This is a genomic window from Faecalibacterium sp. An58, from assembly GCF_002161515.1.
In the GTDB taxonomy this organism is placed as follows: Bacteria; Bacillota; Clostridia; order Oscillospirales; family Ruminococcaceae; genus Faecalibacterium; species Faecalibacterium avium.
In genome coordinates this window covers 167364-193676 of the sequence record NZ_NFHX01000002.1, presented here as the reverse complement: position 1 = coordinate 193676, position 26313 = coordinate 167364, and the positions used below count along the sequence as shown (strand labels likewise).

Here is a 26313-nt window from a genome sequence, read left to right as displayed (position 1 = left end):
GCATATCGATGCATAATTATGGGGAAATAGTCCCTCTCAAAATGGAGAAGGGCTAATACATCATATGAGGCCCAAATGTCTCAGAGCATAAATCGCCACCGCCTTTTTCTCGAGGCGTTGGTGATTTATGCTGTACAATTTTCTTTGTCCGTCCCGCATGTGTTTGTGCGCTGGAGAGTCTTATTTGCAAACCGATCACGATTTGACCGCCATACTTAACTGAACCTGTCGGTGGCTCTGCCTCCGGCTCAGAATCTAAGAGCAATCCGTTAGATCATCTTGAAATGCTTCAACGCTGCCTCAATTGCCGCTTCCTTTTCCGGCGGGCACTGCGGCCGCGTGACATTTTCGGATTTTGGGTTATTGTAACACTCCCGCTCGATGATACCGTGCTTCTGTTTAACCTGTGCGACATACAAGCTGGACACCTTCAAACCGTATTCGGCCTGTATCCATTGTTTTATCTCGGAATAGGTCGCGCCGCCGGGCAGATCAATTTCTTTTGACGGCTCATAGTCCAAGTAGACATGTTCGCGGCTTTTCTCTAATTCCCTACCTAAGAGAACTACCGTCTCCACATGCCCCGTCCGTGGGAACATGTCCACCGGCTGCACTTTCTCCACGCGGTAACCTTCACGGGTCAGGATGGCCGCATCGCGGGCGGCGGTGGCGGGGTTGCAGCTGACATAGACCAGGCGGCGGGGCGCCATGCGGACCACGGCGTCCAGGGTCGCCTGGTCGCAGCCTTTGCGGGGCGGGTCCACGATGATGACATCGGGGGCCAGGCCCTCGGCGGCCAGCCGGGCGGCTGCCTGGCCAGCGTCGGCACAGAAAAAGCGGCTTTTGCCGGCGATCTCCCCACCCATCCGGACCGCGTTGGCGCGGGCGCTTTCGATGGCCTCGGGAACGATCTCCACCCCCACCAGCTCCCGGCAGCGGCCGGCCATAGACAGTCCGATGGTGCCCATGCCGCAGTAAAGGTCCAGCAGCAGGTCGTCGGGGCGCAGGTCTGCATAGGCGGCAGCCACGGCATACAGCTGTTCTGCGCCGGGCGTGTTCACCTGATAAAAGGAGAAAGGGCCCAGCCGGACAGGCACCCCGCAGAGGGTGTCCTCGATAGAGCCGGGGCCAAAGAGAATGTGATTTTCAGAGCCCAGGATCACATTGGTGTTCTGCCGGTTGACGTTGATCAGGATGGTGGCGATGTCGGGGAACTGGCTGCGCAGCTGCTCCACCCACTGGCGGGCATGGGGCAGGCTGGGCCGGGTACAGACCAGGCAGACCATGATCTGGCCGCTGTGGGCGCCCTGGCGCAGGAAGATGTGCCGTACCAGCCCCTGCCCGGTGGCTTCGTCATAGGGTTGGATGCCGTATTCCCCGAACAGCCCGCACAGGGTCTGGCCGATCCGGTTGAGGATGGCGGGCTGCAACTTGCAGTCCCCGCAGGGGACGATGCGGTGGCTGCGCCCGGCATAAAACCCGATGCAGGGTTTGCCCTGCTTGTCCAAACCCACCGGGAACTGGACTTTGTTCCGGTAGCGGTCCACCTGGGGGGAGGGGAGGATGGGCTCCACCTGGACGTCCAGGCCGCCAATCCGCTGGAAAGCGTCTGCCACCGACGCCTGTTTGGCCTGCAGCTCGGCCTGGTAGCGCAGGTGGCGCAGGCTGCACCCGCCGCAGGGGCCTGCTACCGGGCAGTCCGCCGGGATGCGGTCGGGGGAGGGCTGGTCGATCTGCTCCACAATGCCAAAGGCGTACCGCTTGCAGTCTTTCACCACCCGGGCCTGGATCTGATCGCCGGGAGCGGTGCCGGGCACAAAGACCGCCTCGCCTTCCCAATGGCCGACGCCGCTGCCGTCGCTGGACAGCCGTTGGATGGCGAGGGGGATGATCTGGTTTTTCTGTAAAGGCATGGTTCCCTCCTTGGGACTGGTCACGGCGCGGCGGCCGGAGCGGGACTGTCATCGGCCGGGGCAGCCGCCTGCTGGGCGGCGTATTTGCTGGGCGGCATCCCTTTGGCCCGTTTGAACACCCGTGAAAAATAGAACTGGTCAAAGAAGCCCACTGAGATGGCCACCTCGGCAATGGACAGGCTGCCGGTGCGCAGCAGCTTGCAGGCCTCGTTGATCCGGTATTCGGTCAGGTAGTCGATGGGACTTTTGCCCACGTTGCTCATAAAGACGCGGTAGAGGTGGCTGCGGGAGACCCCCACGCTCTTGGCCACATCGTCGATGGAGATATCGTGGGAATAGTTGAACTGGATGTACTTGATGGCATTCAGAACATACTGGCTGGACGTGTTGGTGTTGTGGGGCTTGCGCTCGCTGGTCTCATCCATCAGGGCGGCGATGAACAGGTACAGATACCCCACCATGGCCGTCTCATCCTGGACCCGCAGCCCCCGGGCGCGGTAAATGTTCTCCATGGCGTGATACATCTCCTCGGGGCGCTGGGTATGGTGGACCGGCTGCTCGTCCGAGAAGGGGAGCAGAGAGGCCAGCCGGTGGGCGCTGATCCCGTTGAAGCCCACCCAGCAGTATTCCCAGGGCTGCTGGGCGTCGGCGGTGTAGGTGTTCAGCTGATTGGGCCGGACAAAAAACAGGTCCCCCGGGTTGAGCTCCCAGGTCTTGCCGCCGGTCTGAAACGTGCCTTTGCCTGCAAGGATCAGGTGGATCAGGTAGTGGTCCCGGATGCCGGGGCCCCAGGTGTGGCCGGGGGCGCAGCGCTCCAGCCCGCAGTTGAAGACGGACAGGTCCACATTGTTGGTATAATTCTGTTTGAACGACTGTTTATAAACCTCCGGCATAGGGGCCTCCTTTGAAACGCAAACTCGTACAACAGGGAAAGCGATACCAGTATACCATATCCGACGGCGCAAATTCAACAAAAGTACATCCTGAACTTTGGCTTTGCCGCTGAAAATGTCCGCTTTTCTCTGTGAAAATTTGCAAAAATGGTGCAAATACGCTACAATAGAAGCAAGATCCCGGGGCGGGCCTGCGTGGCCTGCCCCTGCATTGCAGGCAAACGAAAGGGCCTGTCCGCCGGGCGGGCCGTCACAGGAATGCGGGCACAGGGGGAGAGAATATGGCGACAAGCGCACAGCGGCGGCAGGAGATCGGGGCGGGCGTCTGGGATGACGTCCTAAGGGCGTTGTATGGCCCGTCGGAGGAGGTGCTGGCCCGGCAGCGGGACAGATGGTGCCAGGCGCTGGCGCAGTTCGAGTGCTATTTTGGCCCCGGCCGGCAGGTGGAGCTGTACACCGCCCCCGGCCGTGCCGAGCTGGGCGGCAACCACACCGACCACCAGCACGGCTATGGCCTGGCCGCAGCGGTGGACCTGGACCTGGTGGCGGTCGCTTCGCCCAACACCGACCATTACATCCGCGTCAAGTCCTGGGGCTTCAACAAGCTGGATGTCATCGACCTGTCCCAGCAGGACCCCCGGTCGGAGGAGTCCACCCATTCCGCCAGCCTGATCCGCGGACTGGCCGAGGGCTTCCGCGGGCTGGGCCGGCCGGTGGGCGGCTACGATGCCTACACGGTCAGCAGCGTCCTGCGGGGATCGGGGCTGTCCAGTTCGGCGGCCTTCGAGATGGCCATGGGGGCTGTGATGAACGGGATGTACGGCTGCGGGCTGACCCCGGCCCAGGTGGCGCGGCTGGGCCAGTACGCCGAGAACATTTATTTTGGCAAGCCTAGCGGCCTGCTGGACCAGCTGACCAGCGCGCTGGGCGGGGTGGTCTTTGCGGACTTCCAGGACCCTGAGTCTCCCCGGGTGGAGAAGATCCACACCCGGGAGCTTCTGCCCGCCGGGATGAGCCTGTGCGTCACCGATACCCGGGGCAGTCACAGTGAGCTGACCGCCGAGTTCGCCGCCATCCGCCGCGAGATGGAAGCGGTGGCCGCCTGTTTTGACTGTCAGGTGTTGGGGCAGGTGGACGAGGCTGCTTTTTGGGCGCAGCTGTCCCGGGTGCGCGCCTGCTGCGGGGACCGGGCCTGCCTGCGCGCCGTCCACTTTTTTGAGGAGAACGCCCGCACCCTGGCCGAGCACCGGGCCCTGCGGGCGGGCCGCTTTGAAGAATTTCTCCGGCTGGTGCGCCAGAGCGGCCATGCTTCCTTCACCCTCTGCCAGAACGTTTACAGCAGCGCCGATCCGCGCCGCCAGTCCCTGTCGGTGGCCCTGGCCCTCAGCCAGCATATCCTGGAGGACAGCGGCGGCGCCTGGCGGATGCAGGGGGGCGGCTTTGCCGGCACCATCCAGGCTTTTGTGCCTGCGAACTGTCTGGAGCGCTATTGTGCCGCCATGGATTCGGTGTTCGGCCCCGGCAGCTGCCACATCCTCACGCTGCGGGAGCAGGGGGCAGGGCTGGCCATCAGGTGACAGGCCGGCTGGCGCAGGGCGCAAAAAATCCCAAAAAAGTGATTGACAATCCCGCATCCTCTTGGTATAATGAATTGCTGTCTGCAAAGGCAGCCCTGCGGGATGCCCCGCAGACCCTTGGCTTCCATCCGAAGCCCTTATGTCCAAAAGGAGGTGCACAAAAATGGCAAAGTACGAAACCATGCTGATTACCACCGCCACCCTCGATGACGAGGCTACCGCCGCTCTGGTGGGCAAGTTCAAGTCCCTGATCGAGGCCAACGGTACCATCGATTCCATCGATGAGTGGGGCAAGCGCCGTCTGGCATACCCCATCAACGACGAGAACGAGGGCGTCTACACTGTGATTAATTTCACCAGTGAGCCCGACTTCCCCGCCGAGCTGGACCGCGTGTACAAGATCACCGAGGGCGTCATGCGCTCCCTGATCGTTGCAAAGGAAGGCTAATTCCACACAGTACAAGGAGTCCCGTCTTATGTTGAACGTCGTCGTTATCATGGGCCGCCTGGTGGCGGACCCTGAACTCCGCACCACCACCAACGGTATCAATCTGGCGCGGTTCCGCATCGCGTGTGACCGCAGCTATGCCCGCCAGGGTGAGCAGCGCCAGACCGACTTTCTGGACGTCGTGGCATGGCGCCAGCAGGCGGATTTCGTCTGCAAATACTTCCAGAAGGGCAGCCTGATCATCATTGAGGGCAGCATCCAGAGCCGCCAGTATCAGGATAAGAACGGCAACAACCGCACCGGTGTGGAGATCGTGGCCAACAACATCAATTTTGGCGGCCCCAAGAACTCCAACGGCAATGGCGGCGGCGCTCCTCAGAGCAGCCAGCCCCATCAGAACGCACAGCAGCCCGCCCGCCCGTCTGCCATTGAGGCAGTCCCCGGTTACTCGGCAGGGGACACCGATGACTTTGCGGTCATCGACGACAGCGACGATCTGCCGTTCTGACCTTGTCCAACTCGACAAAAATTCAAACAGGAGGTAAACCAGCAATGGCTTTTGAGAAAAACGAAGGCTCCCGCCCCGCACGTCCCGTGCGCCGCGGCCGCAAGAAGGTCTGCAGCTTCTGCGTGGATCGCATCGATGAGATCGATTACAAGGATGTTGCCCGTCTGCGCAAGTATGTCTCTGAGCGGGCCAAGATCATTCCCCGCCGCGTCACTGGCACCTGCGCTTATCATCAGCGTGCCCTGACCGTGGCCATCAAGCGTGCCCGTCATGTGGCTCTGATGCCCTACGTCAGCGACTGATCGTTCGCTATCCCATTCCAAAACAATCAGCAATCAGCACCAAACGCCTCCGTCCTTCGACGGGGGCGTTTTTTGTATCGCTCTCCCGAAACCGCCGCAAAAACGCCTGGCCCCTGTCTGGGGTCAGGCGTCGGTTTTGGAATGGGTGCGATTTACAGCGTCTTGCAGAATTCCTTCAGATAAGCCCGGAACGCCTCGCCGATCTCAGGGTGCTGGAGGGCCAGTTCCACCTGGGCCTGCGCCACGCACAGCTTGTTGCCCATATCGTAATGCTTGCCGGTGAAGGCTACTGCCGTCATGCCGCCCTTGGTGCGGGCGTACTCGGCCATGGCGTCCGTCAGCTGGATCTCACCGCCTGCGCCGGGCTTGGTAGCGGCCAGCAGGGGATAGATCTCCGGGGTCAGCAGCACCCGCCCCAGGATGGAGTAGTTGCTGAATTCCTGGCCCTTTTTGGGCTTTTCGATCATGTCGTCCACAAAGAAGTAATTGTCCCGGATGGGGGTGGTCTTGAGGCTGCAATAGCGGCTGACATCCGCCCAGGGCACAGCGCAGACGCCGGCCACAGGCCGCCCGAATGCCTCGTAGGCCCGGATCAGCTGCGCGCAGACCGGGTCCTCCCCGATGATGACGTCATCCCCGTAGATGACCACAAAGGGATCGTCCCCCGTAAAGGGCCGGGCCATGCTGACCGCGTGCCCCAAACCCAGGGTCTGGTGCTGGCGGACAAAGTAGATGTTGGCCAGGTTGGAGATGCCCAGGCACTCCTCCAGCATCTTTTCCTTGCCGGGAGCGGTCAGCTTGGCCTCCAGCTCCGGGCTGCGGTCAAAGTGGTCCTCGATGATGGTCTGGTTTCGGCTGAGGATGATCAAGATGTCGGTGATGCCGGAGCGCACAGCCTCCTCCACCAGATACTGGATGGCAGGTTTGTCCACGATGGGCAACATCCCTTTGGGCATGGCCTTGGTGGCGGGCAGCACCCGGGTGCCGAGACCCGCGGCAGGGATGACGGCTTTGGTGACGGCTTTCATAAGAGACCTCCTTCGTCGTTTTCACATGGTTGGCCGGCGCGTCTCACAGCACCAGCCCCATGACAGCTTGCAGGTTGGGGCCCAGCAGCAGGCTGAACACAGCCCCCAGCACCACCATAGCGGTGCAGACGCCCACCACGGCGGCCCAGCTGACGCCGCCCTGCGCCCGCAGCACGGCCTCGCGCTTGGATTTGTCGGGGAACTCTGCCTCGATGCGGCGGATCCGCTCGGCGGCGATGCGGCGGTAGAGATACTTGGCGAACATCCCGCTGAGAACCATCACCGCAAAGCTGGCGATCGACGCGATCTGCGCCAGGAACAGCAGGGTGGAACCGCTGATGGCAGGAGCAAAGGCGCTCTCGCTCAGCACCAGCAGTTCCAGCAGGCTGGGCAGCTGCAGCAGCAGATCCACCGCCAGAAACACGAAAGCCGGCTTCCAGGCTTTGCGGTAGAAGAAATACAGGGGGCCGAACAGCAGGGCGGAAAAGCAGATCGAGCTCTTGCGGCCATACTTCTGCATCTGGGAAAAGTCCCGCAGATAGGCAGGGCTGGAGGGGCCCAGATAGGTGGCCCACTCGTCGCTGGGGATGCCGTCGATAGGCTCGTCGGCGCTGGCCGCGCTGGCCTGCCAATAGCCGCCGGCCTGGGCCTCCTGGTACAGGCGGGTGTAGTTGAAGCCGCCGCCGGGCTGCTGGGCCTGGCGGTTGGCGTCCACCCGGGGCGGGGGAGCGGCCTGCTCGCTGCCAAACACATAGCCGCAGTGGCTGCACCGCTGGGCGGATTCCGGGTTGGGCGCGCCGCAGTTGGGGCACTTGTGCTCGGGCTGTGCCGAGGCGGGGGGCGTCCACTCAAAGCCTGTGCCGTGCTTGCCGGCATAGACGCAGGCCCCCTGCACCTGGTAGCAGGCACGGTGATAGGGTGCGCCGCAGTCGGGGCATACAACGATATCGTCCGTATCGGTCAGGGTCTTGCCGCAGACCGAACAGGGACAACCAGTAAACTGATACATAAAAGCCTCCACATTAAACGAATATGGTATGTCTAGTATACTCTCTGGAAGCATAAAAGAAAAGCCAAACTTTCAAATTTGCGCTTTTGATTGATGCATTTGCCCCAATATAGCACAAAATCTTGAAGAAACTGAAAACAAATCCCGTTTTGACTGCACATTCACAAAAAATTGACAGATGCACCCAAAGCGTGTTATCCTTGCAGGGAACGGCGGCGGTCGGCCTTTGGGCTTTGCGGTCCGCACGGCCGGCTTGCCGGCAGATGAGGAGGAACCATGAGGGACAGCGAAATCGATTTGTGCGGAGTGGAAGGGGGAGGCCGCGCCCCGGATATGCCCTATCTGGCGGCAGAGGACCGCTTTGCGTTCCGCTGCGCCGGCTGCGGCGGGTGCTGCCGGGGCCGGGAGGATATCGTCCTCTCGGGGTACGATCTCTACCGCTTGTCCAGGCGGCTGGGCCTGCCGCCCAAACTGACCGCCCAGGCTTTCTGCCGCCGTTATATCGGGACGGTCAGCCGTCTGCCGGTGCTGCGGCTGGCGCCGGTGCGCGCCGCAGGGAACAACTGTCCGTTCCTGACCGAAGGGCGCTGCGCCGTCCACCAGGCCCGGCCTCTGGTCTGCGCCCTCTACCCGCTGGGACAGGAGATCAGCCCCGAAGGGCAGGCGTCGTATTATTTCCAGGGCACCCGGTGCGGGGGCACGGTCCATGAGGGGACCCTGGCCGCCTACCTGGAGGCTCAGGGGATCGCCCGGCGGGAGCCGCTGGACATTTTGTGGGCCTGCCGGTGCATGGAGCTGGAGCGGCAGGCCCCCGGATGGGCGGAACTGTTCCAGCCGGTGGTGCTGCGGCGGTTCCAGGCAAAAGTCTGCCAGGCGCTCTACTACCGCTATGACCTGGAGCGCCCCTGGCCGCAGCAGTTTGAAGAAAATCTGCTCTGGCTGGAAGGTCAGAAAGCCCGCCTCGCCGAGATGCAGCGGCACATCCATCGAAAAAACAGATAGATATTTTCTGTATTATCAATAATTGAGCCGCTTCAGGAGAATAAAATCGCCGGGGATCTATTGTAACTTTTCAAAAAGTGTGCTATACTTCACAATCATGAAGCGATTCACACCCATGAAGTGAGCGCCCGGGGTCCTGTCCCCGGAAAAGACCAAGATAGAGGAGAGTTATTGGTATGCGTAAGATTTCCCGTCGTTCGTTCCTGGCTGTTTCTGCGGCTGCCGCCGCGGCCGGCGTGCTGGCCGCCTGCGGTTCTACATCGTCTTCTTCGTCGTCCACCGCCGCCAGCACGGCTTCTTCTGCGGCATCCTCGGCCGGTTCCGCAGCCGCGGGCCAGAGCTATACCGTGGGCATCTGCCAGCTGGTGGAGCATGAGGCGCTGGACGCCGCCACCCAGGGCTTCCAGGATGCGCTGACCGAACAGCTCGGGGATGCGGTCACCTTTGATATGCAGAACGCTCAGAACGACACCGCCACCTGTGCCACCATCTGCAACGGCTTTGTCTCGGCCGGCGTGGACCTGATCCTGGCCAATGCCACCGCTTCCCTGCAGGCGGCCCAGGCGGCCACCGCCGATATCCCCATCCTGGGCACCTCCATCACCGAGTATGGCGTGGCCCTGGGCCTGACCGATTTCAGCGGCACGGTGGGCGGCAACATCTCGGGCACCTCCGACCTGGCACCCCTGGATGAGCAGGCTGCCATGATCCTGGAGTGGATGCCGGAAGCCAAGACCGCCGGCCTGCTGTACTGCTCGGCCGAGGCCAACAGCCAGTACCAGGTGGACACCATCCAGACCTACCTGGAGGATGCGGGCCTGACCGTCACCCAGTACCCCTTCTCGGACTCCAACGACCTGTCCTCGGTCTGCCAGCAGGCAGCCAGCGCCAATGAGCTGCTGTATGTCCCCACCGACAATACGGTGGCGGCCAACACCGGCATCGTGGACGGCATCTGCCGGCCCATGGGCATCCCCGTCTTTGCAGGCGAGGAAGGCATCTGCTCGGGCTGCGGTGTGGCCACCCTGTCCATCAGCTACTATGACCTGGGCTACACCACCGGCGAGATGGCCGTCCAGATCCTGACCGGCGAGGCGGATATCTCCACCATGCCCATCCAGTACACCAGCGCCACCAAGAAGTACAACAAGACCATCTGCGACGAGCTGGGCCTGACCGTTCCCGAAGGGTACGAGGCCATCGAAGCATAAATCCCACTGAAGATCCAGGCGGGGAGAATGGGCCACCATCCTGCCCGCCTTTTTGCATGAACGACCGCTCCGGCGTTTGCCGGGGCGGTCGCAGGCGCGTCTGCGGCCTGTACCCATAAACCCTGCCCCGGACTGCAACGGTCCGCGGCAAATCGTCAAAAACAGGAGGAATCATTTTGGAAGTCTTAGCAAGACTGGCGAACCTGCCCGGCGCGCTGCCGGGGGCCTGTGCCCAGGGCCTGATCTGGGGCATCATGGCCATCGGCGTCTACATCACCTACCGCATCTTGGATGTGGCGGATCTGACGGTGGACGGCTCCTTTGGCACCGGCGGCGCGGTCTGCGTCATGGCCCTGCTGGCCGGGCAGAACGTCTGGGTGGCTTTGCTGCTGGCCCTCATCTCCGGCCTGGCCTGCGGCCTGATCACCGGCCTGCTGCACACCTTCATGGGCATCCCCGCCATCCTGGCCGGCATCCTGACCCAGCTGTCCCTCTATTCCATCAACCTGAAGATCCTGGGCAAGGCCAACCAGTCCATCAACGTGGACAACTATGACCTGCTCATCTCCCTGCGCTGGGTCAAAGAGCTGGCCCTGCGCAACCCGGTGGCGATGGTCACCCTCATCACGCTGGCGCTCATCGGCATCCTCTACTGGTTCTTTGGCACCGAGCTGGGCTGTGCCATCCGTGCCACCGGCTCCAATCCCCACATGAGCCGGGCCCAGGGCATCAACACCGACTTCAATACGGTGCTGGGCCTGATGGTCTCCAACGGCCTGGTGGCCCTGTCGGGAGCGCTGCTCAGTCAGTATCAGGGCTTCGCGGATGTCAGCATGGGCCGCGGCGCCATCGTCATCGGCCTGGCGGCCGTCATCATCGGTGAGGCGATCTTTGGCCGTATCTTCCACAACTTTGCCCTCAAGCTGGTGTCGGTCTCGATCGGCGCGGTGATCTATTACATCGTCATCCAGCTGGTGCTGACCCTGGGCTTCGATGCCAACCTCCTCAAGCTGCTGTCGGCTGTGGTGGTGGCCATCTTCCTGGCCGTCCCCTACTGGAAAGGGAAGTACTTCTCCAAGCCCGCGCCCAAAAAGGCCCAGAAGGAGGAAGAACGTCATGCTTGATATCCAGAATATTTCAAAGACCTTCAATCCCGGCACGGTGAACGAAAAGACCGCCCTGAACGGCCTGACCCTCCACCTCAACGAGGGCGATTTCGTCACCGTCATCGGCGGCAACGGCGCCGGCAAGTCCACCATGCTCAATGCGGTGGCCGGCGTCTGGCCGGTGGACAACGGCCGCATCACCATCGACGGCACCGATGTCACCCGCCTCAGCGAATACCAGCGCGCCAAATACATCGGCCGGGTGTTCCAGGACCCCATGACCGGCACCGCCGCCACCATGCAGATCGAGGAGAACCTGGCCCTGGCCGCCCGCCGCGGCAAGCCCCGCACCCTCCGCATCGGCATCACCAAAAAGGAGCGGGAGGAATACCGGGAACTGCTCAAGACCCTGGATCTGGGGCTGGAGAGCCGCCTGACGGCCCGGGTGGGCCTGCTGTCCGGCGGCCAGCGCCAGGCGCTGACCCTGCTGATGGCCACCATGAACCGGCCCAAGCTGCTGCTGCTGGACGAGCACACCGCCGCTCTGGACCCCAAGACCGCCAGCAAGGTGCTGACCCTTTCGGCCAAGCTGGTTGCGGAAAACAACCTGACCACCCTCATGATCACCCACAATATGAAGGATGCCATCAAATACGGAAACCGGCTGATCATGATGCACGAAGGCCGCATCATCTACGATGTGAGCGGCGAGGAGAAAAAGAAGCTCCACGTTTCGGACCTGCTGGCCAAGTTCCAGACAGCCAGCGGAGACGAGTTCGCCAACGACCGCATGATCCTCTCCTGAGTCCATACACAACAGAAAAGACCCGGGGCCGCAGGCTCCGGGTCTTTTCTGTATAAATTCCATATAAAATATAGGAGGAAACCAAAGGCAGGGCCGGCCTCAAGAACGGGCGTTCACCGGGACAGCTTGCGGGCGGCCCAGATGCAGACACAGGCGCCTGCCACCGAGACCACAAAGTCGCCTATAAAGCTGAAGGAATGCAGGCCAATCAGCCCCAGCAGAAAGCTGCCCACAAAGCCGCCCACCATTCCCAGGATGATGTTGTGCAGAGGGGAGGAGCCGGCGCTGCCCATCAGGCGGCCGGCCACATAGCCGGCAGCGGCTCCCACAAGGATGCTGAAAACGACCGAAAACAATGCAGAAATCATAGCGATAAACCTCCTGACAGGGCGGCCTTATACAGGGGCCGCCGCGTTTTCTGCAGCCTGGGCGGTGCGGCAGATGTCCGCCAGGCAGCACTGGCTGCACGCGGGCTTGCGGGCATCGCACACGGCGCGCCCGTGCAGCACGAAGCGGTGGCACAGGTCGCTGCCCTCCTCCGGGGGAATGATCTGCCACAGCAGCATTTCCACCTTTTGGGGCTCCTTGACGTTGTCCACCAGGCCGATGCGGTTGCACAGCCGGATGCAGTGGGTGTCGGTGACGATGGCGGGTTTGCCGAATACATCCCCCATGATCAGGTTGGCGCTCTTGCGTCCCACCCCGGGCAGGGCCAGCAGCTCCTCAAAGGTAGTGGGGACCTGGCAGTTGTATTTGTCCCGCAGCAGCCGCATACAGGCGGAGATGTCCCGCGCCTTGGAGCGCCCCAGGCCGCAGGGCTTGACGATGGCCTCGATCTCCTCGGGCTGGGCGGCGGCCAGGGCAGCCACCCCCGGATATTTGGCAAACAGCTCCTCGACCACCACGTTGACCCGGGCGTCGGTGCACTGGGCGGCCAGCCGGACGCTGACCAGCAGCTGCCAGGCGTCGGCATAGTCCAGGGTACAGGCCGCATCGGGATACGCGGCCTTCAGCCGGGCGATCACTTCCAGGGCCAGCTCTTTTTTGGCCGCAAGCTCTGCGGCAGGTATCTGCTTTTTGGGCATGGTATCCATCTCCTGACTGATAGGCTGGGGCATACCCGAAAAGCCAAAAACGCCGGTCCGTTTCGGATACACCCTACCGTGTGATGATACCACGTTTTATCGGATTTGTAAATATTTCCCCGGGGCGCACCCGGGAAATCCTCCATGCGGTCCCCTTTGGCCCCAAAGCCCCATCGGCTGTGCTGCGCTTCAGGGAGGAGCGCGGCGCTTTCGGGCGAACGATCAACCGATTTGGCTTTTCGGATGCATCCCAAAACGCCGGCCGCCCTTGTCCTTTGGGAAAAAATGCTGTATAATATGCATTAGTCAGAATCATTCGCAGTTTTACACCACAGAGGGAGGCGCACCCCATGCGGGAACCATTGGCCCAGAGGCTTCGGCCCAAGACCCTGGCTGACGTCTGCGGCCAGCAGCATCTGCTGGCCCCGGGGCGGGTGTTCCGCCGTACCATCGAGAGCGGCAACATCCCCAACATGATCTTTTATGGCCCGTCCGGCACCGGCAAGACCACCGTGGCCCGGATCATTGCCGAGAACAGCGGCATGACCCTGCACAAGCTCAACGGCACGTCCTGCGGCACCGGGGATATCAAGGCGGTGTTCAAGGACATCGGCACCCTGGCGGGGGCGGGGGGCATCCTGCTCTACCTGGACGAGATCCAATATCTGAACAAAAAGCAGCAGCAGAGCCTGCTGGAATGCCTGGAGGAGGGGACCGTCACCCTGATTGCCTCCACCACCGAGAACCCCTATTTTTACATTTATAATGCCCTGCTGTCCCGGTGCACGGTCTTTGAATTCAAGAGCCTGACCGCCCGGGATGTGGAGCAGGGAGTGCGCAGCGCGGTGCAGCGCCTGTCTGCCGAGGGGGATACCCCTGTGTCCATCACCGACGAGGCAGCCGTATACCTGGCCGAGAGCGCCGGCGGCGATATGCGCAAGGCCCTGGGCAGCCTGGAATTTGCGGTCTCGGCGGCGGAGGTGGGGCCCGAGGGCCGTCTGGTCACTTTGGACATGATCCGGCAGGTGACCCGCCGCACCGCCATGCGGTACGACAAGGACGGCGACGACCACTACGACATCGTGTCGGCCTATCAGAAATCGATGCGGGGATCGGACCCGGACGCCGCTTTGCACTATCTGGCCCGCCTGCTGGAGGCGGGGGATCTGCCCTCGGCCTGCCGCCGGCTGATGGTCTGTGCCTGCGAGGATGTGGGCCTGGCCTACCCCCAGATCATCCCCATCGTCAAGGCGGCGGTGGACGCGGCCAACATGGTGGGCCTGCCCGAAGCGCGCATCCCCCTGGCCGACGCGGTGATCCTGGTGTCTACCAGCCCTAAGTCCAACAGCGGGGAAGCGGCCATCGACGCGGCCCTGGCGGACGTGCGTGCGGGCCGCACCGGCCCGGTGCCCCGGCAGCTGCAAAACAAGCATTTCGACGGGGCGGACGCCCTGGTGAAAGGGCAGAACTACAAGTACGCACAGGACTACAAAAACCATTGGGTGGCCCAGCAGTACCTGCCGGACGCCATCAAGGACGCCAAATATTACACCTATGGGGACAACCGGGCCGAACAGGCCGCCAAGGCATATTGGGACAGGATCAAGGGAGAGGAAGGATGAAGAACGATTTGTCCGGGATGCGCTATTCCAAGCAGCGGGAACTGATCCTGCAGCAGGTACAGGAACTGCAGGACCATCCCACGGCAGAGGAGATCTACAAAACGGCACTCCATCTGTGCCCCAGCCTCAGCCTGGGCACCGTCTACCGCAATCTGAACAGTCTGGTGGAGATGGGCAAGGTGCGCCGGGTGTGCATCCCCGGCCAGCCCGACCGCTTTGACCACACCCTGCCCTGGCACGGCCACCTTTACTGCACCCGGTGCGGCAGGGTGGAGGATCTGCCCCTGGACGGGGAGGCCCTGCGCCGCGCCGTGACGGTCCCCCAGAGCCGCATCAGCGACTGTGTGGTGACCTGGATCGGCCTGTGCCAGGCCTGTGCCGGGGAGCTGGACTTGCCGGAAGAACCGGCTGGGTCCGAGGCTGCCGTTTTTTAAAGGGCTTTGACACAAAATTTCCCTTGTTTCACGGGGGAGAAACCTGTATAATAGACAAGATGGAGGGCTGGCCCCGGGGCCGGCCTGTCAGGAATACAGACCCGCAGCGCCTGCCGCCGCGGGGTGAAGGATGGTACTTTGTTGGAATACATAACATACGAACACAACGCGCAGGCGGCCGCCCTCATCAGCCGGTATTACGATACCCCGCCGCTGGCTTTTGTGCACAGCTACGGCTGCCAGCAGAACGTCAACGACGGCGAGCGGATCAAGGGCGTGCTGGTGGATATAGGCTATGGCCTGTGCAGCAGGCCGGAGGACGCGGACCTGATCCTGTTCAACACCTGCGCCGTGCGGGAACACGCCGAACAGCGGGTCTTTGGCAATGTGGGCGCCCTCAAGGGCCTCAAGGAGAAAAAGCCGGGCCTGATCATCGGGCTGTGCGGCTGCATGGCCAACCAGAAGCATGTGGTGGAGAAGCTGCGTCAAAGTTACCCCTATGTGGACATCGTCTTTGGGGTGGACGGCATCGATACTTTGCCCCAGCTGATCCTGCGCAGGCTGGAAAAGCACAAACGGGTCCTGCTGGAGCCGGCCCAGCGTCCGGTCATCGTGGAGAACCTGCCCATCCGGCGGGAGAGCGAGTTCCGGGCCTGGCTGCCCATCATGTACGGCTGCGACAATTTCTGCACCTACTGCATCGTGCCCTATGTGCGAGGCCGGGAAAAGAGCCGCCGCCCGGCGGACATCCTGGCCGAGTTCCGCAGCCTGGTACAGGCCGGCTACAAGGAGATCACCCTGCTGGGCCAGAACGTCAACAGCTACGGCAAAGGGCTGGAAGAACCCATCGACTTTGCCGACCTGCTCAACCTGCTCTGCGCCGTGCCGGGGGATTACCACATCCGCTTTATGACCAGCCATCCCAAGGATGCCAGCCGCAAGCTGATCGACACCATTGCCGCCCAGCCCCATCTGTGCAGGCACCTGCACCTGCCGGTGCAGTGCGGCTCGGACCGGCTGCTGGCCCGGATGAACCGCCACTATACGGTGGAGCACTATCTGGACCTGATCCGGTACGCCAGGGCCCGGGTGCCGGGTATCACCTTCTCCAGTGATATCATCGTGGGCTTCCCCGGTGAGACAGAGGAGGATTTCCAGGGCACGCTGGATCTGGTGCGCCAGGTGGGCTATATGCAGCTGTTCACCTTTATCTACTCCAAGCGGGAGGGCACGCCGGCGGCCGGTTACCCCGACCCCACCCCCCGCAAGGAAAAGGCCGACCGGATGGCACGGCTGCTCCGCCTGCAGGACGAGATCGCCATGGGACTGGTCAAGGACCAGGTAGGCCAGACCGTCCGGGTGCTGGTGGAAGGCTTTGGCCGGGCGGAGGGCGCCCTCTCGGGCCGGCTGGACAACAACCTGACGGTGGAATTTGCAGGGGATGCCGCCCTGCTGGGACAGTATGTCCAGGTGCGCCTCACCGGCGCCCGCGCCACCGTGCTGCTGGGCGAACAGGTATCGTGACGGCCCCCGCCGGGTATTCTAGAAGCGAAAAAGACGCACTGCGTTTAAAATAAAGGAGAAACAATATGGATTGCATTGATCTTTTCAAGCGCGCCGCCGTGGCGCTGCAGACCGACAGCCGCTACCTGGCTTTGGACCAGGCCCGCAAGATGAACGACAAGGACGAGGAACTGCAGGACCTGATCGGCCAGTTCAACCTGGCCCGGATGGACCTGAACAATGAGATCAGCAAGGCCGAGCGGGACGATGCCCGGGTGGCCGAGCTGAACGAAAAGGTGAATACCCTCTATGGCCAGATCATGAACGACGAGGGAATGGTGGCCTACAACGAGGCCAAGCGGGAGTGCGAGGCCCTGGTCAACTATATCGACGCCATCATCAACGCTGCCATGAACGGCGGCGACCCGATGACGGTGCAGGAGCCTGCTGCTTCCTGCACCGGGAGCTGCTCCACCTGCGGCGGCTGCGGCTGAGCGGGGCGCAAAAACCAACGCGGCTGTGCATATGCAGAGCCGCGTTTCTTGTCTCTGCTGGTTACGGGGAACAAACCAGCTTTACACACTGCAGCTCAGGGAAGGAAGGGGAATGCCATGGCGGACCTGTCGCCCATGATGAAACAATATCTGGAGATCAAAAAACAGCACAAGGATGAGATCTTATTTTACCGCATCGGCGATTTTTATGAGATGTTTTTCGACGATGCCATCACAGCCTCCCGGGAGCTGGACCTCACCCTCACCGGCAAGCAGTGCGGCCTGGAAGAGCGGGCCCCCATGTGCGGGGTGCCCTTCCACAGCTATGAGACCTATATGGCCCGGCTGATCGCCAAAGGGTACAAGGTGGCCATCTGCGAGCAGGTGGAAGACCCTGCCACCGCCAAGGGCCTGGTCAAGCGTGACATCGTCCGGGTGGTGACTCCCGGCACCGTCATCGAGAGCAGTATGCTGCAGGATGACCGCAACAACTACATCGCCAGCCTCTTTTTGAAGGGGGACGAGGCGGGGATCTGCTTTGCGGATATCTCCACCGGCACCGCCCACGTCACCCAGCTGAAAAACGCCAAGATCGGGATGGCCGTCATTGCCGAGCTGTGCCGCTACCATCCCAGCGAAGCCCTTGTCAATACAGGGGTCCTCTCCAGCCGGGATGTGACCAACTACATCAAAAAGCACATGAGCTGCGCCGTGGAGCTGATGGAGGACGAGCAGTACGCCCCCGGCCTGATCGATTCCATTCTGTCCGACCAGTTTGGCCGGGACTGGGCCTCCACCACCGAGATCGGCGCCGACGGGCTGGTGCGCTTTGCCATGGGCGGCCTGCTGCAATACCTGCACGACACCCAGATCAAAGGGGTGGGGCGTCTGAAGACCGTCATCCGCTACACCGAAGCCCAGTATATGCACCTGCCCGGCGTGACCCGCTCCAATCTGGAGCTGACTGAGACCATGCGCGGGCGGGAAAAGCGCGGCACCCTGCTGTGGGTGCTGGACAAGACCTCCACCGCCATGGGCAAGCGGCTGCTGCGCAACTGGCTGGAACAGCCGCTGGTGTCCAGTGAGATCATCAACCACCGCCTCAACGCGGTGGAGTGTCTGGTCAAGCACACGGTGACCCGGGGAGAGATGTCCGAGGTCCTGCACTACATCACCGACATCGAGCGCCTGATGACGCGGACCGTCTATGGCTCCGCCACCCCCAAAGAGATCTACATCATGGCCCAGACCTTCGACCGGCTGCCCGAACTGAAAAAGCTGGCCCAGGACTGCGGCTGCCAGAAACTGTCCGAGCTGGCGGAGAAGATCGATCCTCTGGAGGACATCAAGGCCCGCATCTATGCCGCAGTGGACCCCGACGCACCCTCCACCCTCAAAGACGGCGGGGTCATCGCCGCCGGCTACAACCAGGAGGTGGACGAACTGCGCTCCATCCGGGAGAACACCAAGAGCGTGCTGGCCCGGCTGGAGGCCCGCCTGCGGGACGAGACCGGTATCCCCAAGCTGAAGATCGGCTTCAACCATGTGTTCGGGTACTACATCGAAGTCAGCAACAGCTACAAAAACATGGTGCCCGACAACTACACCCGCAAGCAGACTCTGACCAACGGCGAGCGGTACATCACCCCCGAACTGAAAGAGCTGGAAAACAAGATCCTGGGGGCCCACGAGCGGCTGATCAGTCTGGAGCATCAGCTCTTTGCCGAGCTGCTGGACGGCATCAGCCGGGAGCTGGACCGCATCCAGCAGACCGCCCGTGCGGTGGCCCGGCTGGATGTGTTCGTCTCGCTGGCCACGGTGGCGGCGGACAACAACTACTGCCGTCCGGTGGTGGACGACAGCGACCAGCTGGTCATCCGGGAGGGACGTCACCCGGTGGTGGAGCAGGTGCTCAAGGGCAGCCTGTTCGTCCCCAACGACACCCTGCTGGACTGCCGCGACAACCGCTGCCTCATCATCACCGGCCCCAATATGGCGGGCAAATCCACCTATATGCGTCAGAATGCCCTGATCGCTCTGATGGCCCAGATCGGTTCCTTCGTGCCGGCCAGCGAATGCCATGTGGGCATCGTGGATGCGGTGTTCACCCGTGTGGGCGCTTCGGATGACCTGGCCGCGGGCCAGTCCACCTTCATGGTGGAGATGACGGAGGTGGCCGAGATCCTCAAAAGCGCCACCCGCCGCAGCCTGGTGATCCTGGACGAGATCGGCCGGGGCACATCCACCTTTGACGGCATGAGCATTGCCCGGGCGGTGGTGGAACACATCGCGGACCCGGCCACCGGTCTGGGCTGCAAGACTCTGTTCGCCACCCATTACCACGAGCTGACCGACCTGGAAGGCACGGTGGAAGGGGTCAAAAACTACAACATCGCCGTCAAAAAGAGAGGGGAGGACATCACCTTCCTGCGGCGGATCGTCCGCGGTCCCGCCGATGACAGCTACGGCATCGAGGTGGCCAAGCTGGCCGGCCTGCCCGGCAGCGTTACCCGCCGCGCCCATGAGGTGCTCCGCAGGCTGGAGGCCAGTGCCCCCAAGAACAATGTGGAGCAGATGGACTTCGGCACCCTGGAGGATTATCAGTCCCCGGCGGTCCCCCGCGAACTGATGGATAAGCTGGAAGCGCTGGATCTGGAGACCCTCACCCCCATCGAGGCGCTCAATTTCCTCTATGAACTCAAAAAGACCCTCAAGGGCAGTCTCTCGGGCTGAGTGTGCTCCCGGCATGAAAGGAGGATATCCATATGGCAGTCATCCGCGTTCTGGATAAGCATACCGCCGAGCTGATCGCTGCGGGCGAAGTGGTGGAGCGTCCTGCCTCGGTGGTCAAAGAGCTGATGGAAAATTCCATCGACGCCGGTGCGACCCAGATCACCGTTTCCATTGAGTCGGGGGGCGTCAAACTGATCGAGGTCAGCGACAACGGCACCGGCATCGAACCGGAATACATCTCCACCGCCTTCATCCGCCACGCCACCAGCAAGATCGCAGCGGAGGAGGACCTGAACGACATCCACACTCTGGGCTTCCGGGGCGAAGCGCTGGCCTCCATTGCCAGCGTCTCCCGGGTGGAGCTGCTGACCCGGACCCAGACCAGCGAGTTTGCAACCCTCTACCGCAACGAGGGCGGGGAGGAGCAGCCGCCCCAGCCTGCCGCCCGGGGAGTGGGCACCACCATCCGGGTGCGGGATCTGTTCTACAACACCCCCGCCCGAATGAAATTCCTCAAAAAGGATTCCAGCGAGGGTACCTTTGTGGCGGATGTGGTCTCCCGGCTGGCCCTCAGCAATCCGGAGATCCGCTTCAAATTCGTGCGGGAGGGCAAGACCCAGTATGTCACCCCCGGGGATGGAGATGTGCGCGGCGCGGCCTATGCCGTGCTGGGACGTGAGTTCAGCCGGGACCTGGTGGCGGTGGACAGCACGGAAGGGGTGTACAGGGTCCGCGGCCTGATCACTCCCCCCAGAAGCTGCCGCGCCAGCCGCAGTATGCAATATTTCTACATCAATGGGCGCTACGTCCGCAACCGCACCATGATGGCCGCCATGGAAGCTGCGTTCAAAAGTTCCAAGATGCAGGGCAAATTCCCCGGCGGCCTTCTGATGCTGGATCTGCCGGCGGCGATGGTGGACGTGAACGTCCACCCCGCCAAGACCGAGGTGCGCTTCGCTCGGGAGAATGAGATCTTTGACGTGGTGTACCATGCGGTCAAACTGGCATTGGCCAAGCCCGGCACAGGGGAGCAGCTTTTCAGTTTTGAGGAAAAGCCCAAAGAAAGCTGGAAAGCAGAAATACTTGACAGCATGGCTGGCGAGCCGGCCGAACCAACAGAAGCCGGCCGACTGAATCCTAAAGAAAACGACGAAAACAAACAGGAAAATACTGTAAAGGAATGCAACTTTACAGGACTTTCTGCGGTCATTCCGGGGCAATCCGAGCCGGGAACCCTGCCCGAGACCGCCCGGCCCGCAGCCGCCATCCCGAACAAGGGCTGGGGCGTGCCGCTGCGGCAGAGCATGACCCTTCACAGCCGGCCCGAAAAGCCGGAGAAGGAGGAAAAGCCCTCCTTCCGGCTGGCGGGACAGGAGTCCCGGCTGGACATCAGCCTGGAGGACGAGGCGCTTTTGCCCCTGGAGGAACCGGCCGCCGCACAGCCTGCCGCGCCGGTACAGGAGGAGACAGAACAGACAACATTCGTCCAGGCAGAGCAGACCGCCATGGAGGGGTTGAAGGACGCCGAACCCCTGACCTATGTGGGGGAAGCGTTCCAGACCTATATCATCGTCCAGCGGGGCGACGAGCTGTGCCTGATCGACAAACACGCCGCCCATGAGCGCCAGCTGTACGAAAAGCTGTCGGCCAGCTATCGCAACGTGCCCAGCCAGATGCTGCTGTCCCCGCTGCCCGTTTCCCTGTCCGCCGAGGAGAAGCAGGCCCTGCTGGACAACATCCGCCTGCTGGAGAACGCGGGCATCGAGGCGGAGGATTTTGGAGGCAGCACCATGCTGCTGCGTGCGGTGCCCTCGGACGTGGAGCAGGCCGACGCAGAGGATATGCTGGTGGAGATCGCCGACAAGCTGGCCCGGGGCAGCCGGGAAGCCCTGAGCGACCGCACCGAATGGGTGCTGCAGTCCATCGCCTGCCGGGCGGCGGTCAAGGCAGGGGACCCCAACACGCCCCGGGAGCTGATGGCCCTGGCGGAAAAGGTCCTTTCGGGGCAGATACCGCCTTTCTGTCCCCATGGCCGCCCCTGTGTCCTGAAGCTGACCCGAAAGGAGCTGGAAAAACAGTTTGGAAGGATCGAATGAGAAACGCCCCAGACAGCCGGTGCTTGCGGTGGTAGGTCCCACCGCCACCGGCAAGACGGCCCTTGGGGTCCGGCTGGCCCTGGCGCTGGGGGGCGAGATCATCAGCGCCGACTCGATGCAGGTCTACAAGGGCCTGGACGTGGGCACTGCCAAAGTCACCCCTGAGGAAGCCCGGGGGGTGCCCCACCACTGCGTGGATATCCTGCCCCCCGAGGCCCCTTTCAGCGTGGCGGACTTCACCGCCCTGGCCGGACAGCGGATCGGGGAGATCGCGGCCCGGGGGCGCCTGCCTGTTTTGGTGGGTGGCACCGGGCTGTATGTCCAGAGCCTTCTGTATGGCGTGCGCTTTGCCCGGGAAAAGGCCCCCGAGGGGCTGCGGGCCCGGCTGGCGGCAGAACTGGAAGCCCGGGGCCCTGCGGCCATGTATGCACAGCTGCAGGCCGTGGACCCCGAAGCCGCTGCGGCCATCCATCCCAACAACCATGTGCGGGTGCTGCGGGCGCTGGAGCACTACCAGGCCACCGGCTGCCGCCTCAGCAGCCAGAAGGCGGATTCCCTGCCGGCAGAGCGGCCCTACCGCGCTTTGGTGCTGGGGCTGGATTTCGCCGACCGGGCGGACCTCTACCGCCGCATCGACGTCCGGGTGGACCGGATGATGGAGCAGGGGCTGGAGGAGGAGGCCCGGCTGGTCTATCAGCACCGGCAGAGCTATTCCACGGCGGCCCAGGCCATCGGATACAAGGAACTGTTCCCGTATTTTGCGGGGGAGGCCGCTCTGGAGGACTGCGTCGAAAAGCTCAAGCAGGCCTCCCGCCGTTACGCCAAGCGGCAGCTGACCTGGTTCCGCCATATGGATGGGGTGACCTGGCTGCAGGCCGACGACCCGCATCTGGCCGACCGGGCCGAGAGCCTGGCCGCCGCATTTCTCAAGGAGGGGTGATCCTGTATGCGAGATCCCAATGACCGCGCGGGGAAGGAGAACACCCGCGCCGGCTGGCTGACTGGGCTGGGCGGGGCGGTGGCCCTTCTTTTGCTGCTGGCGGTGGGCTATGTGGGCTACCAGATCCTGCATCTGCTCAACCCGCCCAACACCTACGAGACGGTGCTGATGGCCACGGTGGAGGACAAGGTGGAGGCGGACGGCGTGCTGCTGTTCACCGAGACCGCCGTGCCGGGCAGCGGCGACATGGGGTACCTTGTGGAAGACGGGGCCCGGGTGTCGGCGGGGACGGTGGTGGCCGAGGTGTACACCAGCCACGAGCAGAGCGCCCTGCGCAGCGAACTGAACAGCCTGAACGAGCAGATCGACCTGCTGCACCGGGCCGAGAACGTGTCGTCCACCCAGGTGGATTCGATGATCCAGGAGCGCACCACCGCCCTGTACGATATGATGGACGCCGCCGACCGGGGCGCCTTTGGCGATATGGACGCCGGGCGGGAAAAATACCTGCTGGCCCAGAACAAGATCCTGGTGGTCACGGGGGAGGCGTCGGATTTTTCGGCGCAGATCACCGCCCTGCAGGCCCAGGCCGACCAGCTGCAGAGCCGGCTGGGGAGCCTGGTGCAGATCACGGCCCCCCTCACCGGCTATTTTGTCCGCAGCACCAGCACCCGCCAGCTGACCCAGTCCGCCGAGGCCGTGCTGGCCATGGACGCCCCTACCCTGAAAGCCTGGCTGGACGGCGGGGCGGATGTGCAGATGACCGGCGGCGCGGGAAAGATCGTCTCCGGCTTCAGCTGGACCTACTGCGGGGTGTGCACCGCCCAGCAGGCCCAGAAGCTGCTGCGGGCGGACGGCACCCCCTTGACGGGCACGGTCCAGATCCGGTTCCCCGGGCAGACCGACCGGGCCCTGGACGCAGAGGTGGAAGAAGTGACCATCGACGAGGCTTCGGGCCTGGCGCGGTTCGTGCTCAGCTGCGGCTCGGTCACCGGGGATGTGCTGCGCCTGGGCCAGGCCAGCGCCGAGGTGATCGTCAACACCACCACCGGTCTGCGGGTGCCCGCCCAGGCGGTCCACTATGTGCTGGAGACCCCGAAGGCGGAGTCCGGCCAGGCTTCTTCCCAGGCCGCCGCGGCTGAGGCGGGGGAGAACTACATCCCCGGCGTCTATGTCAAATTCGGCAACCTGGCCCGCTTCTGCCGCATCGACCCGGTGGACGACGACCACCCGCTGGTCACCGACGGGGACTATATCATCGTGCCTCCCAGAGGGACGACCGGCTCGGTCAGCCAGGTCCGGCTGTACGATCAGGTGATCGTGGAGGGACAAAATCTCTACGACGGCAAACTTTTGTCTTAGCTGTTATTGACATCCGGCACAAAAAAACAGATAATATAGAAAGCTATTCTTTTCTGTTTGGGCCCGGCGGACGGGCGCAAGGCAGTTTTCGTGGCAAACGGCATCTGTATGGCAGATGAAAGGAGCGGTATCGATGTCTTTTATGCAAAATATCAAAAAGGGACTTTTCGGTGAGGATGACGGCTACGATGAGCAGTACATCGACGACGGGCCCCAGATGGTGAACAACAACAGCAACAGCTTTGGGGCTGATTCCTACGAGGATGAGGGCAGCGACAGCACCGGCAAGAGCGGCAACCGGGTCGTCAACATCAACGCCACCACCCAGCTCAAGGTGGTGCTGGTCAAGCCCGAGCGCTTCGAGGATGCAAGCACCATCGCAGACCATCTGAACAACAAGCGCACGGTGGTGCTCAATCTGGAGTCCACCAACAAGGAGGTCTCCCGCCGTCTGGTGGATTTCCTGTCCGGCGTGGCTTATGCCAACAACGGCCAGATCAAGCGTGTGGCCAACAGCACCTTTATCATCACCCCCTACAACGTGGATATCATGGGCGATCTGCTGGACGAGCTGGAGAGCAATGGCGCGTTCTATTGATCCCGGCCAGGATGCGCCCCGCCAGGCGCGGGGATTCATCCCGCCGCAGAACGACAAAGAGCGCTTTCTGATGCGGCACATCGAGGATCTGGCCCGCGCCGCCCAAAGCCGGGGCATCCCCCGGTATTCTTCTTTCCTCAGCGACAGGGAACAGGTGCTGGCCAAAGCCGCTCTGGCCAAAGCAGGCTGCACCTGCTGGCGGCTGGAAGGAGGCTATCCGGAAGCGGAGCGGCGCCTTGTGGCCATCGAGCCGGAGGACAGCTGGACCGACAGCCCGCTGGCCTGCGTCCGTCTGGACTGCAGGACGGCCCCCGGCGCGGCCCTGCCCGCCCACAAGGATTATCTGGGCAGCCTGATGGGCCTGGCCCTGCGGCGGGAGGCCCTGGGAGACATCGTGCTGCCGGCACAGATGCCCGGCACCGCCTTCGTATTCGCTCTGGAGCCGGCGGCCCGCCTGATCTGCGAGGAGCTGTGCGGGGTGGGCCGGACCGAGGTCAGCTGTGCGGCCCTGCCGCTGGAACAGCTGCCGGACTTCGGCCAAAGCGAACGGGTGCTGCGCACGGCGGCTGTTTCTTCGCTTCGGCTGGATGCGGTGCTTGCGGCCATGCTGCATTGCAGCCGCGGAGCTGCGGCGGAACTGATCCAGTCGGGACGGGTGGAGATCAACCATCTGCCCACCGAAAGCACCCACGCCCCCGTCTTTGAGGGGGACATATTCACCATCCGGGGCAAGGGGCGCTTCGCCCTCACCGCCCTGCCGGGTAAGACCAGAAAAGACCGTCAGATCATCGAGTTTTTTCAGTATCAATGACATAGACAGGAGGAAATCAGCATGCTGACACCGCAGGACGTACACTCTGTCCAATTTGAAAAGAGCTTCCGCGGCTACCGGATCGAGGACGTGGACCGCTTCCTGGACAGGATCGAGGAGCAGCTCAAGAACAATGCCGATGAGATGGAGCGGCTGCAGCGGCAGCTGGACCAGCTGCAGGGCGAGAACCAGCGTTTGTCCAAGGAGACCGAGGACTACCGCGCCGACGGCGAGATCATGAAGTCCGCCCTCATCAATGCCCAGCGGATCGGTGAAAACGTCATCCGTGAGGCCAACCAGAAGGCGGAGGACATCATCCACAAGGCCAACCTGCGCAGCGACGACATCATCCGGGATGCCAACGACCTGCTGCAGAAGGCCACCGACCGCGCCGACGAGATCGTCCGTGAGGCCAGCGACCAGCGTCTGCTGGAGGAGCGGGAATACGAGCGCGTCCGCCTGGAGGTCACCCGCTTCAAGGCCGACGTGCTGAACCTCTACCGCAGCCATGTGGAATCCCTCAGCCGCCTGCCCGAATACACCCCCGACGCCCAGGCCGATGCGGTCGGCGACGCGGCCCAGACGGACGCCGCTGCCGGGGAAGAGGAGGCCGGCGATGGCACCGACAGCCAGCAGCCCGCCGGCGAGGATTTCTGGGACAAGGATGAGAGCGAACTGAAGAGCCCCGAGCAGAAGCAGCCCGCCGAGGTGGATTACTCCGCCTTCCAGGGCATCCAGTTCAGCAAGTAAACAACACAGCAGCGTTTGACCCGGCTGCCCGCACACAGCGGGCGGCCTTTGCCGGCGCGGCAGGCGCAGGGCGCCAAAAGCCC

At 62.8% G+C, this 26313-nt stretch carries 25 protein-coding genes; 19 read left to right on the top strand and 6 right to left on the bottom strand.

Features of this window, described 5'->3' with window-relative positions; all coding sequences use genetic code 11:
- Window positions 1-269: 269 nt before the first annotated feature.
- Together rlmD and B5G12_RS03370 are read right to left on the bottom strand one after the other, a co-directional pair.
- Window positions 270-1913, bottom strand: a complete 1644-nt coding sequence (gene rlmD / locus B5G12_RS03375) for a 23S rRNA (uracil(1939)-C(5))-methyltransferase RlmD (RefSeq protein WP_087323791.1) — start codon at window positions 1911-1913, stop codon at window positions 270-272.
- Between the two features lie 20 nt (window positions 1914-1933).
- On the bottom strand, window positions 1934-2806 hold the full coding sequence (locus tag B5G12_RS03370) for an AraC family transcriptional regulator (RefSeq protein WP_087323789.1): 873 nt from the start codon (window positions 2804-2806) through the stop codon (window positions 1934-1936).
- Window positions 2807-3087: 281 nt separating this feature from the next.
- Here B5G12_RS03370 and B5G12_RS03365 point away from each other — a divergent pair, with 281 nt between their 5' ends.
- The 4 genes from B5G12_RS03365 to rpsR all read left to right on the top strand — a co-directional run bounded on the left by B5G12_RS03365 (window position 3088) and on the right by rpsR (window position 5641).
- Window positions 3088-4383 carry a galactokinase gene (locus tag B5G12_RS03365; RefSeq protein ID WP_087323787.1) on the top strand — a complete coding sequence of 432 codons (1296 nt, stop codon included), beginning with the start codon at window positions 3088-3090 and terminating at the stop codon, window positions 4381-4383.
- A 163-nt stretch (window positions 4384-4546) separates the two neighbouring features.
- Window positions 4547-4831: a 30S ribosomal protein S6 gene (gene rpsF / locus B5G12_RS03360; RefSeq protein ID WP_087228751.1), complete on the top strand. Its 285-nt coding sequence runs from the start codon at window positions 4547-4549 to the stop codon at window positions 4829-4831.
- A gap of 28 nt (window positions 4832-4859) precedes the next feature.
- Window positions 4860-5339, top strand: a complete 480-nt coding sequence (locus B5G12_RS03355; RefSeq protein ID WP_087228747.1) for a single-stranded DNA-binding protein — start codon at window positions 4860-4862, stop codon at window positions 5337-5339.
- A gap of 44 nt (window positions 5340-5383) precedes the next feature.
- Window positions 5384-5641, top strand: coding sequence for a 30S ribosomal protein S18 (rpsR, locus tag B5G12_RS03350; RefSeq protein ID WP_087228743.1), 258 nt, complete (start codon window positions 5384-5386; stop codon window positions 5639-5641).
- Between the two features lie 152 nt (window positions 5642-5793).
- On the opposite strand, the gene B5G12_RS03345 is transcribed toward rpsR, so the two are convergent.
- Together B5G12_RS03345 and B5G12_RS03340 are read right to left on the bottom strand one after the other, a co-directional pair.
- Entirely contained in the window at window positions 5794-6669 is an 876-nt protein-coding gene (locus tag B5G12_RS03345) for a UTP--glucose-1-phosphate uridylyltransferase (RefSeq protein ID WP_087228741.1), read from the bottom strand.
- Between the two features lie 43 nt (window positions 6670-6712).
- A complete protein-coding gene (locus B5G12_RS03340) occupies window positions 6713-7678 on the bottom strand; it encodes an RING finger protein (RefSeq protein WP_158099673.1) in 966 nt (321 codons plus the stop codon).
- Window positions 7679-7954: 276 nt separating this feature from the next.
- On the opposite strand from B5G12_RS03340, the gene B5G12_RS03335 reads away from it, so the two are divergent.
- From B5G12_RS03335 to B5G12_RS03320, 4 genes are all read left to right on the top strand, one after another.
- Window positions 7955-8680 (top strand): YkgJ family cysteine cluster protein, encoded by a 726-nt coding sequence (locus B5G12_RS03335; protein ID WP_087323783.1) that lies wholly within the window; start codon window positions 7955-7957, stop codon window positions 8678-8680.
- 176 nt (window positions 8681-8856) lie between these two features.
- A complete protein-coding gene (locus B5G12_RS03330; RefSeq protein ID WP_087323781.1) occupies window positions 8857-9891 on the top strand; it encodes an ABC transporter substrate-binding protein in 1035 nt (344 codons plus the stop codon).
- A gap of 176 nt (window positions 9892-10067) precedes the next feature.
- Window positions 10068-11015 (top strand): ABC transporter permease, encoded by a 948-nt coding sequence (locus B5G12_RS03325; RefSeq protein ID WP_087228733.1) that lies wholly within the window; start codon window positions 10068-10070, stop codon window positions 11013-11015.
- Window positions 11008-11802 (top strand): ABC transporter ATP-binding protein, encoded by a 795-nt coding sequence (locus B5G12_RS03320; RefSeq protein ID WP_087228731.1) that lies wholly within the window; start codon window positions 11008-11010, stop codon window positions 11800-11802. Before B5G12_RS03325 ends, B5G12_RS03320 begins: the two co-directional genes overlap by 8 nt.
- A gap of 113 nt (window positions 11803-11915) precedes the next feature.
- On the opposite strand, the gene B5G12_RS03315 is transcribed toward B5G12_RS03320, so the two are convergent.
- On the bottom strand, window positions 11916-12170 hold the full coding sequence (locus B5G12_RS03315) for a GlsB/YeaQ/YmgE family stress response membrane protein (protein WP_242955910.1): 255 nt from the start codon (window positions 12168-12170) through the stop codon (window positions 11916-11918).
- 27 nt (window positions 12171-12197) lie between these two features.
- Window positions 12198-12887 carry an endonuclease III domain-containing protein gene (locus B5G12_RS03310; RefSeq protein WP_087228729.1) on the bottom strand — a complete coding sequence of 230 codons (690 nt, stop codon included), beginning with the start codon at window positions 12885-12887 and terminating at the stop codon, window positions 12198-12200.
- Between the two features lie 350 nt (window positions 12888-13237).
- On the opposite strand from B5G12_RS03310, the gene B5G12_RS03305 reads away from it, so the two are divergent.
- The 11 genes from B5G12_RS03305 (at window position 13238) to B5G12_RS03255 (ending at window position 26230) form a co-directional block, all read left to right on the top strand.
- Window positions 13238-14509, top strand: a complete 1272-nt coding sequence (locus tag B5G12_RS03305; RefSeq protein ID WP_087228727.1) for a replication-associated recombination protein A — start codon at window positions 13238-13240, stop codon at window positions 14507-14509.
- Window positions 14506-14943 carry a Fur family transcriptional regulator gene (locus B5G12_RS03300; RefSeq protein WP_242955909.1) on the top strand — a complete coding sequence of 146 codons (438 nt, stop codon included), beginning with the start codon at window positions 14506-14508 and terminating at the stop codon, window positions 14941-14943. The genes B5G12_RS03305 and B5G12_RS03300 overlap by 4 nt, the downstream gene beginning before the upstream one ends.
- A gap of 141 nt (window positions 14944-15084) precedes the next feature.
- Window positions 15085-16467: a tRNA (N6-isopentenyl adenosine(37)-C2)-methylthiotransferase MiaB gene (gene miaB, locus B5G12_RS03295; protein ID WP_087323779.1), complete on the top strand. Its 1383-nt coding sequence runs from the start codon at window positions 15085-15087 to the stop codon at window positions 16465-16467.
- A gap of 65 nt (window positions 16468-16532) precedes the next feature.
- Entirely contained in the window at window positions 16533-16940 is a 408-nt protein-coding gene (locus tag B5G12_RS03290; protein WP_087228723.1) for a YlbF/YmcA family competence regulator, read from the top strand.
- A 117-nt stretch (window positions 16941-17057) separates the two neighbouring features.
- A complete protein-coding gene (gene mutS, locus B5G12_RS03285) occupies window positions 17058-19673 on the top strand; it encodes a DNA mismatch repair protein MutS (protein WP_087323777.1) in 2616 nt (871 codons plus the stop codon).
- Between the two features lie 32 nt (window positions 19674-19705).
- Window positions 19706-21769: a DNA mismatch repair endonuclease MutL gene (gene mutL, locus B5G12_RS03280; protein WP_087323775.1), complete on the top strand. Its 2064-nt coding sequence runs from the start codon at window positions 19706-19708 to the stop codon at window positions 21767-21769.
- Window positions 21753-22709 carry a tRNA (adenosine(37)-N6)-dimethylallyltransferase MiaA gene (miaA, locus tag B5G12_RS03275; protein WP_242955908.1) on the top strand — a complete coding sequence of 319 codons (957 nt, stop codon included), beginning with the start codon at window positions 21753-21755 and terminating at the stop codon, window positions 22707-22709. Before mutL ends, miaA begins: the two co-directional genes overlap by 17 nt.
- A 6-nt stretch (window positions 22710-22715) precedes the next feature.
- Window positions 22716-24071, top strand: a complete 1356-nt coding sequence (locus B5G12_RS03270; RefSeq protein WP_087323773.1) for a biotin/lipoyl attachment domain-containing protein — start codon at window positions 22716-22718, stop codon at window positions 24069-24071.
- 133 nt (window positions 24072-24204) lie between these two features.
- Window positions 24205-24669 carry a cell division protein SepF gene (locus B5G12_RS03265; RefSeq protein ID WP_087228715.1) on the top strand — a complete coding sequence of 155 codons (465 nt, stop codon included), beginning with the start codon at window positions 24205-24207 and terminating at the stop codon, window positions 24667-24669.
- Window positions 24653-25480, top strand: a complete 828-nt coding sequence (locus B5G12_RS03260) for a YlmH/Sll1252 family protein (RefSeq protein WP_087323771.1) — start codon at window positions 24653-24655, stop codon at window positions 25478-25480. Before B5G12_RS03265 ends, B5G12_RS03260 begins: the two co-directional genes overlap by 17 nt.
- A gap of 21 nt (window positions 25481-25501) precedes the next feature.
- Window positions 25502-26230 carry a DivIVA domain-containing protein gene (locus B5G12_RS03255; RefSeq protein WP_087323770.1) on the top strand — a complete coding sequence of 243 codons (729 nt, stop codon included), beginning with the start codon at window positions 25502-25504 and terminating at the stop codon, window positions 26228-26230.
- Window positions 26231-26313: the final 83 nt, after the last annotated feature.

Coding starts and splice junctions, on each gene's coding strand:
- B5G12_RS03355 (WP_087228747.1), top strand. CDS start 4,860: ATGTTGAACGTCGTCGTTATCATGGGCCGCCTGGTGGCGGACCCTGAA.
- B5G12_RS03335 (WP_087323783.1), top strand. CDS start 7,955: ATGAGGGACAGCGAAATCGATTTGTGCGGAGTGGAAGGGGGAGGCCGC.
- mutS (WP_087323777.1), top strand. CDS start 17,058: ATGGCGGACCTGTCGCCCATGATGAAACAATATCTGGAGATCAAAAAA.
- rpsF (WP_087228751.1), top strand. CDS start 4,547: ATGGCAAAGTACGAAACCATGCTGATTACCACCGCCACCCTCGATGAC.
- rlmD (WP_087323791.1), bottom strand. CDS start 1,913: ATGCCTTTACAGAAAAACCAGATCATCCCCCTCGCCATCCAACGGCTG.
- mutL (WP_087323775.1), top strand. CDS start 19,706: ATGGCAGTCATCCGCGTTCTGGATAAGCATACCGCCGAGCTGATCGCT.
- B5G12_RS03370 (WP_087323789.1), bottom strand. CDS start 2,806: ATGCCGGAGGTTTATAAACAGTCGTTCAAACAGAATTATACCAACAAT.
- B5G12_RS03300 (WP_242955909.1), top strand. CDS start 14,506: ATGAAGAACGATTTGTCCGGGATGCGCTATTCCAAGCAGCGGGAACTG.
- B5G12_RS03255 (WP_087323770.1), top strand. CDS start 25,502: ATGCTGACACCGCAGGACGTACACTCTGTCCAATTTGAAAAGAGCTTC.
- rpsR (WP_087228743.1), top strand. CDS start 5,384: ATGGCTTTTGAGAAAAACGAAGGCTCCCGCCCCGCACGTCCCGTGCGC.
- B5G12_RS03260 (WP_087323771.1), top strand. CDS start 24,653: ATGGCGCGTTCTATTGATCCCGGCCAGGATGCGCCCCGCCAGGCGCGG.
- B5G12_RS03265 (WP_087228715.1), top strand. CDS start 24,205: ATGTCTTTTATGCAAAATATCAAAAAGGGACTTTTCGGTGAGGATGAC.
- B5G12_RS03310 (WP_087228729.1), bottom strand. CDS start 12,887: ATGCCCAAAAAGCAGATACCTGCCGCAGAGCTTGCGGCCAAAAAAGAG.
- B5G12_RS03340 (WP_158099673.1), bottom strand. CDS start 7,678: ATGTATCAGTTTACTGGTTGTCCCTGTTCGGTCTGCGGCAAGACCCTG.
- B5G12_RS03290 (WP_087228723.1), top strand. CDS start 16,533: ATGGATTGCATTGATCTTTTCAAGCGCGCCGCCGTGGCGCTGCAGACC.
- B5G12_RS03315 (WP_242955910.1), bottom strand. CDS start 12,170: ATGATTTCTGCATTGTTTTCGGTCGTTTTCAGCATCCTTGTGGGAGCC.
- B5G12_RS03330 (WP_087323781.1), top strand. CDS start 8,857: ATGCGTAAGATTTCCCGTCGTTCGTTCCTGGCTGTTTCTGCGGCTGCC.
- B5G12_RS03320 (WP_087228731.1), top strand. CDS start 11,008: ATGCTTGATATCCAGAATATTTCAAAGACCTTCAATCCCGGCACGGTG.
- B5G12_RS03365 (WP_087323787.1), top strand. CDS start 3,088: ATGGCGACAAGCGCACAGCGGCGGCAGGAGATCGGGGCGGGCGTCTGG.
- B5G12_RS03345 (WP_087228741.1), bottom strand. CDS start 6,669: ATGAAAGCCGTCACCAAAGCCGTCATCCCTGCCGCGGGTCTCGGCACC.
- B5G12_RS03305 (WP_087228727.1), top strand. CDS start 13,238: ATGCGGGAACCATTGGCCCAGAGGCTTCGGCCCAAGACCCTGGCTGAC.
- B5G12_RS03270 (WP_087323773.1), top strand. CDS start 22,716: ATGCGAGATCCCAATGACCGCGCGGGGAAGGAGAACACCCGCGCCGGC.